General features: G+C 70.5%; 12 protein-coding genes and 1 pseudogene. 8 read left to right on the top strand and 5 right to left on the bottom strand.

The genetic code is table 11. The features are described 5' to 3' along the window. Positions 1-74 precede the first annotated feature (74 nt). The 5 genes from murA to ehuA all read left to right on the top strand — a co-directional run bounded on the left by murA (position 75) and on the right by ehuA (position 4,462). On the top strand, positions 75-1,331 hold the full coding sequence (gene murA, locus F1721_RS17360) for a UDP-N-acetylglucosamine 1-carboxyvinyltransferase (RefSeq protein WP_150067728.1): 1,257 nt from the start codon (positions 75-77) through the stop codon (positions 1,329-1,331). Positions 1,332-1,413: 82 nt separating this feature from the next. Continuing rightward, positions 1,414-2,319 carry an ectoine/hydroxyectoine ABC transporter substrate-binding protein EhuB gene (gene ehuB, locus F1721_RS17355; RefSeq protein ID WP_150067727.1) on the top strand — a complete coding sequence of 302 codons (906 nt, stop codon included), beginning with the start codon at positions 1,414-1,416 and terminating at the stop codon, positions 2,317-2,319. A 12-nt stretch (positions 2,320-2,331) separates the two neighbouring features. Next, positions 2,332-3,042 carry an ectoine/hydroxyectoine ABC transporter permease subunit EhuC gene (ehuC, locus tag F1721_RS17350; RefSeq protein WP_150067726.1) on the top strand — a complete coding sequence of 237 codons (711 nt, stop codon included), beginning with the start codon at positions 2,332-2,334 and terminating at the stop codon, positions 3,040-3,042. Further along, a complete protein-coding gene (gene ehuD / locus F1721_RS17345; protein ID WP_150067725.1) occupies positions 3,043-3,693 on the top strand; it encodes an ectoine/hydroxyectoine ABC transporter permease subunit EhuD in 651 nt (216 codons plus the stop codon). It abuts the gene before it with no gap. Positions 3,694-3,697: 4 nt separating this feature from the next. Then, positions 3,698-4,462 carry an ectoine/hydroxyectoine ABC transporter ATP-binding protein EhuA gene (ehuA, locus tag F1721_RS17340; RefSeq protein ID WP_150067901.1) on the top strand — a complete coding sequence of 255 codons (765 nt, stop codon included), beginning with the start codon at positions 3,698-3,700 and terminating at the stop codon, positions 4,460-4,462. A 10-nt stretch (positions 4,463-4,472) separates the two neighbouring features. On the opposite strand, the gene F1721_RS17335 is transcribed toward ehuA, so the two are convergent. The 3 genes from F1721_RS17335 to F1721_RS35120 are packed head-to-tail and all read right to left on the bottom strand — an operon-like array spanning position 4,473 to position 6,423. Beyond that, positions 4,473-5,012, bottom strand: a complete 540-nt coding sequence (locus tag F1721_RS17335) for an NUDIX domain-containing protein (RefSeq protein WP_150067724.1) — start codon at positions 5,010-5,012, stop codon at positions 4,473-4,475. Between the two features lie 46 nt (positions 5,013-5,058). After that, positions 5,059-5,550, bottom strand: coding sequence for an HNH endonuclease signature motif containing protein (locus F1721_RS35515; RefSeq protein ID WP_342782935.1), 492 nt, complete (start codon positions 5,548-5,550; stop codon positions 5,059-5,061). Positions 5,551-5,556: 6 nt separating this feature from the next. Beyond that, positions 5,557-6,423, bottom strand: a complete 867-nt coding sequence (locus F1721_RS35120) for a DUF222 domain-containing protein (protein ID WP_342782934.1) — start codon at positions 6,421-6,423, stop codon at positions 5,557-5,559. Positions 6,424-6,620: 197 nt separating this feature from the next. On the opposite strand from F1721_RS35120, the pseudogene F1721_RS17325 reads away from it, so the two are divergent. Next, positions 6,621-8,241 (top strand): annotated as a pseudogene (locus F1721_RS17325) (glycoside hydrolase family 13 protein). Between the two features lie 59 nt (positions 8,242-8,300). Here the strand turns inward: F1721_RS17325 and F1721_RS17320 are convergent. Further along, entirely contained in the window at positions 8,301-9,701 is a 1,401-nt protein-coding gene (locus tag F1721_RS17320; protein WP_150067723.1) for an amino acid permease, read from the bottom strand. Between the two features lie 110 nt (positions 9,702-9,811). Between F1721_RS17320 and nucS the strand changes: the two genes are divergently transcribed. Continuing rightward, complete coding sequence (nucS, locus tag F1721_RS17315; protein ID WP_150067722.1) at positions 9,812-10,471, top strand: endonuclease NucS; 660 nt, start codon at positions 9,812-9,814, stop codon at positions 10,469-10,471. A 142-nt stretch (positions 10,472-10,613) separates the two neighbouring features. On the opposite strand, the gene F1721_RS17310 is transcribed toward nucS, so the two are convergent. Further along, positions 10,614-10,802: a hypothetical protein gene (locus F1721_RS17310; protein WP_150067721.1), complete on the bottom strand. Its 189-nt coding sequence runs from the start codon at positions 10,800-10,802 to the stop codon at positions 10,614-10,616. 254 nt (positions 10,803-11,056) lie between these two features. Between F1721_RS17310 and F1721_RS17305 the strand changes: the two genes are divergently transcribed. Continuing rightward, entirely contained in the window at positions 11,057-12,739 is a 1,683-nt protein-coding gene (locus tag F1721_RS17305; RefSeq protein WP_211840516.1) for a sodium:solute symporter family protein, read from the top strand. Positions 12,740-12,744: the final 5 nt, after the last annotated feature.

The following is a 12,744-nucleotide window of genomic DNA, read 5'->3' as shown; positions in this document are numbered from 1 at the left end:
CAGGAAGGTTCCCTTGCTCGCAGCTGTGCACCCGCTCCGATGGCGGTGGTGGGAGGGCCGTAACCTCGATGCTCGTGAGTGAGCACTTCCGGGTACACGGCGGAGCGCGTCTCGTCGGCGAGGTCGACGTGGTCGGGGCGAAGAACAGCGTGCTGAAGCTGATGGCGGCCGCGCTGTTGGCGGAGGGCACGACGACGATCGTCAACTGCCCGGAGATCCTCGACGTTCCGCTGATGGCCGACGTGCTGCGCAGCCTCGGGTGCGACGTGTCGATCGACGGCGGCACGGTGCGCATCACGACCCCCGCGGAGATCAGCCACGAGGCGGTGTCGCCGTCGATGGGCAAGCTGCGCGCCTCGGTGTGCGTGCTGGGGCCGCTGGTGGCCCGCTGCCGTCGGGCGGTCGTGACGCTGCCCGGTGGGGACGCGATCGGGTCCCGGCCGCTGGACATGCACCAGAACGGGTTGCGGCAGCTCGGCGCGACCAGCCACATCGAGCACGGCGCGGTGGTGGCGGAGGCGGAGAACCTGCGCGGCGCCCAGATCTGGCTGGACTTCCCGAGCGTGGGGGCGACCGAGAACATCCTGATGGCCGCGGTGCTGGCCGAGGGCACCACGGTGATCGACAACGCGGCGCGCGAGCCCGAGATCGTCGACCTGTGCGTGATGCTCCAGCAGATGGGCGCCAAGATCGAGGGTGCTGGCACCTCCACGCTGACCGTGCACGGGGTGTCCTCGCTCAAGGCGGTCGAGCACCGCGTGATCGGCGACCGGATCGTGGGCGCGACCTGGGCTTTCGCCGCTGCGGCCACTCGCGGTGACATCACGGTGCGCGGGGTCGACCCGCGGCACGTCAACCTGGTGCTGGAGAAGCTGCGCAGCGCTGGTGCCGAGGTGACCACCGAGGAGGAGAGCTTCCGGGTGGTGATGCGGGGTCGGCCGCACGCGGTGGACTTCGTCACGCTGCCCTACCCGGGTTTCCCGACGGACCTGCAGCCGATGGCGCTGGCGCTGTCCGCGGTGGCCGACGGCACCTCGATGATCACCGAGAACCTGTTCGAGTCCCGGTTCCGGTTCATCGAGGAACTGGTGCGGATGGGGGCCGACGGGCGCACCGACGGCCACCACGCGGTCGTGCGCGGGCTGGAGCGGCTCTCCAGCGCCCCGGTGTGGGCGACGGACATCCGCGCCGGTGTGGGCCTGGTGCTGGCCGGGCTGTGCGCGGACGGGGTGACCGAGGTGTGGGACGTCTTCCACATCGATCGCGGTTACCCGAACTTCGTGGAGAACCTGCGCAGCCTGGGAGCGGACATCGAGCGCGTGACGGACTGAGCCGCGCGCATGTGATGCAAACCACAGCGGATGGCCTGACCATGGGCGTTGGCCCTGCTCCCGGCGCGAAGGGGCGATGGTCATGGCGAGCAGCGGGTGGACGCGTCGCGAGTTCCTGAGGGGATCCGGTGTCGCCGCGGGTGCGCTGGTGCTGGGCGGTGGGCTGCTCGGCGGATGCACCCGGACCGGCGGTGACGCGGGAGGTGATGCGCTCGGGGAGGCCCGCCGGTCGGGCACCGTCCAGGTCGGCATCGCCGGGGAAGCGCCTTACGGCTTCACCGACCAGACCGGCCGGGTCACCGGCGAGGCGCCCGAGGTCGCCCGAGCCGTGTTCGGCAACCTGGGCGTCGGCGACGTGCAGGCTTCGCAGGTCGACTTCAACCAGCTGATCCCGGCGCTGAACGCGAACAAGTTCAGCGTGGTCGCCGCTGGCATGTTCATCACTCCCGAGCGCTGCAAGAACGCGGCGTTCTCGATCCCCGACTACATCGCGCCGACGGCGTTCCTGGTGCCTCGCGGAAACCCGGAGGGCGTCGCCACTTTCGAGGACGTCGTGCGCAAGAAGCTCACCCTCGCGGTCCTCAGCGGTGCCGTGGAGAAGGACTACGCCCAGCGCTCGGGCGTCCCGGACTCGCAGGTGCAGCCCTTCGACTCGCAGAACTCGCTGTTGCAGGCCGTGGTCAACCAGCGCGCCTACTGCGCCGCGCTGACCAACATCTCGCTCAACGACCTGGTGCAGAAGAACCCCGGTGCCCAGGTCGAGGTCACCAGGGGATTCACCCCGGTGATCGGTGGGAGGCCGGAGGTGCAGGCCGGTGCGTTCGTGTTCCGCTCGGCCGACACCGGGCTGCGCGAGGCGTTCAACACCGAGCTGAAGAAGCTCCAGGACAGCGGCGAGTGGGTGCGCATCGCGAGCCCGTTCGGGTTCACCCGGGAGAACCTGCCGCCGCCCGGGGTCACCACGGAGGCGTTGTGCGCCGGTAGCTGACCGGGAGGCGGCATGTTCGAGAACTTCTCGCACTTCCTCCGGGTGCTGGTGCAGGGCGTTCCTGCGACGTTGATCGCGACGCTGGGCGGGATAGCCCTGTGCATCGTGCTGTCGTTGACCGCCGGGCTCGGGATGCTCTCGCGGCGGCGGTGGGTCCGGGTCATCGCGCGCAGCTACGTCGAGGTCTGGCGCGGCACCTCGGAAGTGGTGCAGCTGTTCTGGATCTTCTTCGCGCTGCCGCTGCTGGTCGGCTTCGAGCTGCTGCCGATGTGGGCGGGGATCTTGGTGCTCGGACTCAACCACGGCGCGTACGGCGGCGAGATCGTGCGGGGCGCTGTGCAGGCGGTGCCGCGGGAGCAGCACGAATGCGCGGTCGCGTTGAGCTTCACCCGCACGCAGCGGATGTGGCGGGTGATCCTGCCGCAGGCGGTGGTGGAGATGATCCCGCCGTTCAACAACCTGTTCATCCAGCTGCTGAAGAGCAGCGCCCTGCTGTCGCTGATCTTCGTGCACGACATCACCTACCAGGGCCGCGATGTCCTCGAGCCCCGCTTCACCGGCCAGACCGCGCTGATCTACCTGCTGATGCTAGCGCTGTACCTCGTGCTGGCCGTGCTGATCACAGCGGTGATGCGAGCGCTGGAGCGGCGGGCTGCGGCAGGGGTGGGGCGCCAACCCGTCGAGCCGGGGGAATCGCTCGGCCGGGGCGCGGGGGCGATCTAGGTGATCTGGGACTGGGAGTTCACCGGCCGGGTGATCCCGGACGTCCTGCGCGGCCTGCTGGTGACCTTCGAGGCCACCGCGCTCGGTTCGGTCGTGGCGTTCGCGCTGGGCCTGCTGCTCGCCCTGCTGCGGCGGTCGCGGATCCGGGCGGTCAGCCGCGCGACCTGGCTGTTCATCGAGTTCGTGCGCAGCACCCCGCTGCTGGTGCAGCTGTACTTCCTGTTCAACGTGCTCCCGGGCATCGGCCTGCGGTTCTCGTCGCTGACCACCGGGGTGATCGGTCTCGGCGTGCACTACGCCTGCTACGCGGCCGAGGTGTACCGCGCGGGGATCGGCGGGGTGCCGCGCGGGCAGTGGGACGCGGCGACGGCGCTGAGCCTGCCGACCTACCGGGTGTGGACGAGCGTGGTGCTCCCGCAGGCGATTCCGCGCGTGCTGCCCGCGCTGGGCAACTGCACGATCTCGATGTTCAAGGAAACGCCGCTGCTGCTGGCGATCGGTGTGCTCGACCTGGTGGGTGCGGCGCAGGAGGCGGGGGCCGACGCCTACCGCTACGTCGAGCCGCTGACCCTGGCCGGGATCTGCTTCCTGCTGTTGAGCTATCCGGCGTCGCTGCTGGTGCGGAGGTTGGAACGCCGTGTCGGGAGCTGAGGAGATGATCCGCTTCGACCGGGTGGTCAAGCGGTTCGGCGCCAACGTGGTGCTCGACGAGCTCGACTTCGCCGTGCGGCCCGGGGAGCGCGTCACCCTGATCGGGCCGAGCGGATCGGGCAAGACGACGATCCTGCGACTGCTGATGACCCTGGAGCGGGTGGACGGCGGCACCATCCACGTCGGTGGCGAATGCCTGACGCACGTGCGCCGGGGCGAACGCCTGGTGCCCGCCGACGAGAAGCACCTGCGCGAGGTGCGCAAGCGCATCGGCATGGTGTTCCAGCAGTTCAACCTGTTCCCCAACATGCGGGTGCTGCGCAACGTCACCGAAGCGCCGGTGCACGTGCTGGGCCTGCCGGTGCAGGAAGCGCGGCAGCGGGCGCGAGAACTGCTGGAGGTGGTGGGCCTGGCGGACAAGCTGGACGCCTACCCGGCGCAGCTGTCCGGCGGTCAGCAGCAGCGGGTGGCGATCGCCCGCGCGTTGGCGATGCGCCCGGACGTGCTGCTGCTGGACGAGATCACCTCGGCGCTGGACCCGGAGTTGGCCGCCGAGGTCCTCGACGTGCTGCGCGATGTGGCGCGGACCAGCGACATCACGATGCTGTGCGTGACGCACGCGATGAAGTTCGCCCGCGACGTGTCGCACCGGGTGCTGATGTTCGACCGGGGGCGGATCCTGGAGGACAAGCCGCCGCAGGAGTTGTTCGAGCGCCCGGAGCACGAGCGGACCCGCCGGTTCCTGCGGTCGGTGCTGGAGGAGACCTGACCGCGGCCGCTCACGCCGGGTTCCGGCGTTCGTGCAGGAGCAGCAGGGTGTAGGCGGCGATGGACTGCGCGTCGGTGATCTCCTCGGCGGCGATCATCTTCTCGAACTCCGCGCGCGAGAACCACGCCGTGCGCATGTCCTGCTCCTCGTGCTCGCGTTCGTGCTCGCCGGGGGTCAGGCCGGTCGCCAGGAACACGCGTCCGCGCTGGCTGGACATGCCCGGCGCCACGTCCAGGGTGCCGAGCTCGACGAGGTTCGCCGCCCGCAGGCCGGTTTCCTCCCGCAGTTCGCGGGCGGCGAGCTCGGTCGGCTCGACGTCGAGCCGGTCCGGTGCGGTGCCCTGCGGGAACTCCCAGCGGCGCAGGCCCACCGGGTAGCGGAACTGCTCGACCAGGTGGAGCCGATCCTCGTCGAGCGGGATCACCAGCGCGTAGTCGGGTTTGTCGATCACCCCGTAGATCCCCTCGGAACCGTCGGCCCGGCGCACCCCGTCCTCGCGCACCGACATCCACGGATTCGCGTACACCTCGCGGCTGCTGGTCTGCTCCATGCGGCCATGGTGCCGGACTGCGGGCGCGCGGGGGCGACGCGCCCGCTCAGTTCGCGAGCGCGTCCACCGGGTCGCGCGGTCTCGGCAGCTGCCGCTCGATGAGCGCGCGGTGCTGGGCCGGTGTCGCGCGGCCACCTGGTCGCGGTGTTCGTGACAGGTCCACTGTGGATGGTGGGGTAAAGGTGGGGCGCCCGTCCCGCACCGCGATCTCCCAGCGCTGGGCGTGCACCGTGCGGTGGTGGTGCCCGCACAGCATCACCATGTTGGACAGCTCGGTCGGCCCGCCGTCCAACCAGGACACGATGTGGTGCGCGTCGGGCGTGCCGGGCGGCCGGTCGCACCCGGGGAAGGCGCAGACGCCGTCCCGCTGCAGCAGCGCCGCACGGATGTGGGTGGGTGCGGTGCGCTTGGTTCGGCCCACGTCGAGGGGGAGCCCGTCGCCGTCGAGGACCATCGGCAGCACCTCGCAGTCGCAGGCAATCCGGCGGATGTTCTCGGCGGTGATCGGCTGGTCGGTGGCGGCCAGGGTGCCGGGCATGCCGTCCTAGTCGGCGCGGTCGAGGGCGCGCTTGAGGTCGTCGAAGTCGACGGTGATCGCCAGCTGCGGGCGCTGGCCGCCCGCGCGCGGCATCGCGTCGGAGCTCGCGGCCAGGTCCAGGATCGCGGCGAGCGCGTCGGCGTTGCGCTGGCCCGCGGTGCGCGGGTCCTTCGCCCCGTCGGCCTCCGGCCGGGGTGCGGCCAGCGGCTCCACGAGGGCGGCGAACTTCGCGCCGGTTTCGCGGTCGAGGCGCGCCTTGACGACCATCATGCCGTCGCGCGCGGTGGCGTAGTGCAGCTCTCGCGCCTCGTGCTGGACCTCCTCGTCGCGGTAGGCGCCGTCCTGGTCCAGCAGGTAGCGGAGCCGCTCGGCGACGATCGCCAGCTCGCGCGGCGGCATCTGCCTGGCCCACCCGGCCAGCATCGAGTCGACCTCGGCCAGCATGGTGCCCCGCGCGTGCTCCGGGAGCTTCTTGATGCCGGTGACGATCACCCGCGCGTGCTCCAGGCCGATCGCGCCCTCGGACATGGCGGCCGCGGTGGCGGGCAGGTCGGTGCTGACCGGCTCGCCGTACAGCGTCGTGCGGTCCTCCACGCTGCGCGCCACGGTGACGCGCCCCTTGGCGTCGCGGTAGTCGATGTTGAGCAGCCCCTGCAGCCAGGCGGGCATCGACCGCGCGCCCCGGTCTGCGGGGAGGCCCCGGTGCTCGGCTTCGGCGATCAGCTGGAGCTGCTCGAACATGGTCGCCCGCATGGACTCCTCCAGGTCCTGGATCCGGGCGACCACTTCGGCGTCGGTCCAGGACACCGCTGCCGACCGGGCATCGGCGGCGGTGCCCTCGGCTGCGTCGTACGTGCTCATCAGCGGTGTCATGCGTCCATGATCTCGAATCGAACACCCGTTCGCACCTGTTTTTCGGTCGCTTGATCAGGTGAAACGTCGAGATGGAACGCGAAAGCTGTTGCACGACAACGCCGAGCTCGCCGCCCGCGGCCGGGAACCGGCGAGCCATCCCGGCGATCCCGGGTCATCCTGTGGTTGCACCGGACGCAACGCCGGGGAGGGGAACCGTGCCAACCCCGTGGTGGCGGAACGCGGTCGTCTACCAGGTCCTGCCGCGCAGCTTCGCCGACTCCGACGGCGACGGCCTCGGCGACCTCCCCGGCCTGACGGCCAGGCTGGACCACCTCGTCGACCTCGGCGTGGACGCGCTCTGGCTGACCCCCTGCTACCGGTCGCCGTGGCTCGACGCGGGCTACGACATCACCGACCACCGCGCCATCGACCCGGCGCTGGGCACCCTGGCCGACTTCGACCGGATGCTCTCCGCCGCGCACGCCCGCGGGCTCCGCGTCCTGCTCGACGTGGTCCCGAACCACACCTCGGACCAGCACGAGTGGTTCCGGCGTGCGCTGGCGGCCGGGCCGGGCTCCCCGGAGCGGGAGCGCTACGTCTTCCGCCCCGGGCGGGCGCCGGGCCGCCCGCCGAGCAACTGGGAGTCGCGCTTCGGCGGGTCCGCCTGGACCCGGGTGCCGGACGGGCAGTGGTACCTGCACCTGTTCGCGCCCGAGCAGCCCGACCTGAACTGGCGCGATCCGCGGGTGCGCGCGGAGTTCGCCGACATCCTGCGGTTCTGGGGCCGCCGGGGCGTCGACGGGTTCCGGGTCGACGTGGCGGCGGCGCTGGTCAAGGACCTGCGGGAACCGCTGCGCGACGTGGTGGGCGGCGAGGGCTGCGCGGGGCTGGACGACTTCGCGGCCAACCCGGACCACTCGTTCCTGGACCGGCCCGAGGTGCACGAGATCTACCGGGAGTGGAACCGGGTGTTCCACGAGTTCAACGCCGCTGATCGGCGTCGCCGAGACGTGGGTGCGCGGCGAGCGGCGGGTGCGCTACCTCCGGCCGGGGGAGCTGCAGCAGGCGTTCGACTTCGAGTTCCTGCGGGTGCGCTGGCGGGCCGCGGACTACCGGCGGGTGGTGTCGGGGTCGATCGCGGCCGCGCGGTCGGTGGGGCGGGCGGCGACGTGGGTGCTGGCCAACCACGACGTGGTGCGGCAGGTGTCGGTGCTCGGCCTGCCCCGCGACGCCGACCCGCGGGTGTGGCTGGCGACCAACGGCACCGAACCGCCCGCCGACCTCGCGCTGGGCACCCGACGGGCGAGGGCGGCGATCATGCTGGCGCTGGCGCTGCCCGGATCCGCGTACCTGTACCAGGGGGAGGAGCTGGGGCTGCCGGAGGTCGCCGACCTGCCGGAGGAGGTGCTGCGGGATCGCAAGCGCAGCGGGGGCAAGGAGAAGGGCCGAGACGGCTGCCGGGTGCCGTTGCCGTGGACCCGGGAGGGTGCGTCGTTCGGGTTCGGGAGCGGCCCGCCGTGGCTTCCGCAGCCCGCCGACTGGGGCGGCTACTCGGTCGAAGCCCAGCGCGGCGATCCGGGCTCGATGCTGGAGCTGTACCGCTCGGCGCTGCGGCTGCGCCGGGAGTTCAGCGGTGACGAGGCGTTCTGCTGGGACGACGACCGCAACACCGGTGACGTGCTCGCGTTCTGGCGGGGCGACGTGCTGGTCGTGGTGAACACCGGTCGCACCGCTGCGCCGCTGCCGCCCGGCTCGGTGCTGCTGGCCAGCTCCCCGCTAGTGGGCGGTCAGCTGCCCGCCGACGCCGCGGTCTGGCTGCGGCCGTCGGGGAGGTGAGGATGGGAACCTTCCTGTCACCTCCGGCGCGCGGCGGTGGCAGGAAGGTTCCCATCCGCTCAGCCCGCGGAGCCGTTCAGCTTGGACTTGCGGCGGCCGTAGCCGAAGTACACCGCCAGGCCGATGGCGGTCCAGATCGCGAAGGTCAGCCAGGTGATCGCGTCCAGGCCGAAGATCAGGTACACGCACAGCGCCAGGCCGAGCAGCGGGATCCACGGCATCAGCGGCGTCCGGAAGCTGCGCGGGAGCTCCGGCCGGGTCCGGCGCAGGACCAGGACGCCGATGTTGACCAGGCTGAACGCGACCAGGGTGCCGATGCTGGTCGCCTCGGCGAGCTGGTTGAGCGGCACCACCGCGGCCAGCAGCGCCACCACGACACCGACGACGAGGGTGTTGCGCGCGGGCACCGCGCGCTGGTTGACCTTCGACAGCATGCTCGGCATCAAGCCGTCGCGGGACATCGAGACCAGGATCCGGGTCTGCCCGTACAGCACGGTCAGGACAACCGAGGCGATGGCGATCACCGCGCCGAACGCGAGCACCACCGACGCCCAGCCCTGCCCGGTGACGATGCGCAGCGCGGTGGCCAGCGACGCGTTGGAGCCGGAGAGCACGTCCACGCCGACCGCGCCCACCGCGGCGAAGGCGACCAGCACGTAGATCGCGGTGACGATGGCCAGCGACAGGATGATCGCGCGGGGCAGGTCCCGCTTCGGGTTGCGGGCTTCCTCGCCCGCGGTGGAGGCCGCGTCGAAGCCGATGAAGGAGAAGAAGACGGCCGATGCGCCCACCGAGATCCCGGCGAACCCGTACGGGGCGAACGGGGTCATGTTGTCCGAGTTGAACGCGGTGATCGCCACGGCGACGAAGAACACCAGCACCGCGATCTTGAGCAGCGTGGTGATCGTGGTGGCCCGCGCGCTCTCCCGCACGCCCCGCAGCAGCACGAAGGTGGCCAGCAGCACGATCAGCGCCGCCGGGATGTTGACCACGCCGCCCTCGCCGGGCGGTGCGGAGAGCGCGTCCGGGATGGTGACCCCGACAGTGCCCTGCAGGAACTCGTTCAGGTAGCCGCCCCAGCCGACCGCGACCGCCGCGACCGACACGCCGTACTCCAGCAGCAGGCACCAGCCGCAGATCCAGGCGACCAGCTCGCCGAGCGTGGCGTAGGTGTAGGAGTAGGCCGAGCCGGAGACCGGGACGCTGCCCGCGAGTTCGGCGTAGGACAGGGCCGAGCACAGCGCCGCCAGACCGGCGAGCACGAACGACACGACCACCGCGGGACCGGCGGCCGGGGCGGCTTCGGCCAGCACCACGAAGATTCCGGTTCCGAGCGTCGCGCCGACCGAGAGCGCCACCAGGGGGACCAGGCCGAGGGTGCGGCGCAGCTGGGTGTGCGATCCCTCGTCGGCGATTTGCTCAGCGGGTTTGACGCGCAGCAGGGTTCGGGCGAATGACACGAGCGGTAACGGTATCTCGGCCAGCGGGAACGACGAGGTCCGACCTGGCCTACCGCCGGGTTGCCCCGGGGGTGCTCGGCGCGTCGATCGACGCCCGTACGCTGTGCCGGGTGCGACTCGTCATTGCCCGCTGCCAGGTGGACTACGTCGGCCGACTCACCGCGCATCTGCCCATGGCGCAGCGCCTGCTGCTGGTGAAGGCCGATGGTTCGGTGTCGGTGCACTCCGACGACCGGGCCTACAAGCCGTTGAACTGGATGAGCCCGCCGTGCTGGCTGATCGAGGACCCCGGCGTGTGGACGGTGCAGAACAAGGCCGGCGAGAAGCTGGTGATCAGCATCGAAGAGGTCCTGCACGACTCCAAGCACGAGCTGGGCGCCGAGCCGGGGCTGGTCAAGGACGGCGTCGAGGCGCACCTGCAGGAGCTGCTGGCCGAGCACGTGACGACGCTGGGCGAGGGCTGGTCGCTGGTGCGCCGCGAGTACCCGACCGCGATCGGCCCGGTCGACCTGATGTGCCGGGACTCCGACGGCGCGAGCGTGGCGGTGGAGATCAAGCGGCGCGGCGAGATCGACGGCGTCGAGCAGCTGACCCGCTACCTGGAGCTGCTCAACCGGGATCCGCTGCTGGCGCCGGTCACCGGTGTGTTCGCGGCGCAGCAGATCAAGCCGCAGGCCCGCACGCTGGCCGAGGACCGCGGCATCCGCTGCGTGGTCCTGGACTACGACAAGCTGCGCGGCATCGAGCCGGACGAGTACCGGCTGTTCTGACTGTTCCGCCACTCCGCGATTCACAGCGGTGGTCGCGTTCGGGATTGATCTCGCGTTTCGCGGTTTCCCGTGGCTGAGTTGCGCCACGGTCCCCTGAGGTGCGGTTGAGCAGGACTCCGGTTGACACGTGGGCCATGCCGGATCAGGTGCGGTCGGGGCAGTTGTGGGCCCGGCAGGTGTCCAGGTGGAAGGCCGACCAGGGGGTGATCAGGTCGGTCAGGTGCCGCAGGAATCCGGCTGATCGCTCGGTCTCGGGGCCGGGCTTGGCGGTGGGATCGATCGGGTCCTCGGCGAGACAGGTGGCGATCGCCAGGTCGATTCGGGCGTTCACAGCTCCTCCCCCTCGGCCGCTGCGCGTGTGCCTGTTGCAACGGTACCGGTCACAATCCGTTGTTCGGAGGTTGCGCTCCGCAATATCACTCGCATGGCCGCGCGCGGCGCGGCGGGTGAACGATTCAGTTGCTGGATCCAACGAATTGATATCGGCCCGGTGTGAGCTGAGGCACTGTGCGGTACTGTCCGGCTGCGGGCGTCCAGTGGTGGTTGTCGTTGGACTTTGTTGGGTCTGGAGGTGGGGCGGCGGTGCTGCTAGCCCAGGGTCGGTTGTTGGACGCGAATGCCGTCGATTACGCGTTGTTGGCGTTGTACTTCGCGTTCGTGCTGGGGATCGGGTATTTGGCGCGGCGCGCGGTGTCGACGAGTTTGGATTTCTTCTTGTCCGGCCGCGCGCTGCCCGCGTGGGTGACGGGGTTGGCGTTCATCTCGGCGAACCTGGGCGCGATCGAGATCATCGGCATGTCGGCGAACGGCGCGCAGTACGGGATGCCGACGATGCATTACTTCTGGGTCGGTGCGGTGCCCGCCATGCTGTTCCTCGGCGTGGTGATGATGCCGTTCTACTACGGCTCCAAGGTGCGCAGCGTTCCGGAGTTCATGCTGCGGCGGTTCGGCAAGGCCGCGCATTTGGTGAACGGCATTTCGTTCGCGGTGGCGCAGGTGCTGATCGCGGGCGTCAATTTGTATTTGCTGGCCAGCATCGTGAATGCGTTGTTGGGCTGGCCGTTGTGGGTTTCGGTGCTGGTGGCGGCGGCGATCGTGCTGTCGTACACGGCGCTGGGCGGTTTGTCTGCGGCGATCTACAACGAGGTGCTGCAGTTCTTCGTGATCGTGGCGGCGCTGCTGCCGCTGACGATCGTGGGGCTGGTGAAGGTCGGCGGGGTCCAGGGCCTGATCGACAAGGTCTCGGGCGGTCCCGGGGGCGCTGAGCAGCTGTCGGCGTGGCCGGGCACGGAGCTGACCGGTTTCGCCAACCCGGTGTGGAGCGTCGTGGGGCTGGTGTTCGGCCTGGGCTTCGTGCTGTCCTTCGGGTACTGGACGACGAACTTCGTCGAGGTGCAGCGGGCGATGGCGTCCAAGAGCATGTCGGCGGCGCAGCGGACGCCGATCATCGGCGCGTTCCCGAAGATGTTCATCCCGTTCATCGTGATCATCCCCGGGATGATCGCGGCGGTGGTGATCCCGGAGCTGGGGGCGTTCAAGGCCGCGGGCGGGCCGGAGGGCGCCCCGGTGGACTACAACGACGCGATCCTGCTGCTGATGCGTGATCTGCTGCCCAACGGGATCCTGGGAATCGCGCTGGCCGGGTTGCTGGCGTCGTTCATGGCCGGGATGGCGGCGAACCTGTCGTCGTTCAACACGGTGTTCACCTACGACATCTGGCAGGCCTACGTGGTGCGGGACCGGGCGGACCGCTACTACCTGAACATGGGCCGGTGGGTGACCGTCGGGGCGACGCTCGCGGCGGTGGGCACGGCGTTCATCGCGTCGGGCTACTCGAACCTGATGGACTACCTGCAGCAGCTGTTCTCGTTCTTCAACGCGCCGCTGTTCGCCACGTTCATCCTGGGCATGTTCTGGAAGCGGATGACCCCGCACGCCGGGTGGGCGGGCCTGGTGCTGGGCACCGTCTCGGCGGTGGTGGTGTTCGCGATGTCGGAGACCGGGGTGCTGGACCTGCCGGGTCAGGGCGCGAGCTTCGTGGGCGCCGGGGTGGCCTTCGTGGTCGACATCATCGTCAGCGTGGCGGTCAGCATGGTCACCCGGCCCAAGCCGGAGGCCGAGCTGACCGGGCTGGTGTACTCGCTGACCCCGCGGTCGTCCCTGCAGGCGGCCACCAGCGGTGAGGACGCCGGTTGGTACCGGCGGCCGGGCCTGCTGGCCGGGATCGCCCTGCTGCTGGTCATCGCCCTCAACATCGTCTTCGCCTGAGCCCA

Origin of the sequence: Saccharopolyspora hirsuta (assembly GCF_008630535.1) — a bacterium.
GTDB classification, from domain to species: domain Bacteria; phylum Actinomycetota; class Actinomycetes; order Mycobacteriales; family Pseudonocardiaceae; genus Saccharopolyspora; species Saccharopolyspora hirsuta.
The sequence above is the reverse complement of the archived record's forward strand: the minus strand, read 5'-3'. Positions and strand labels throughout refer to the sequence as shown.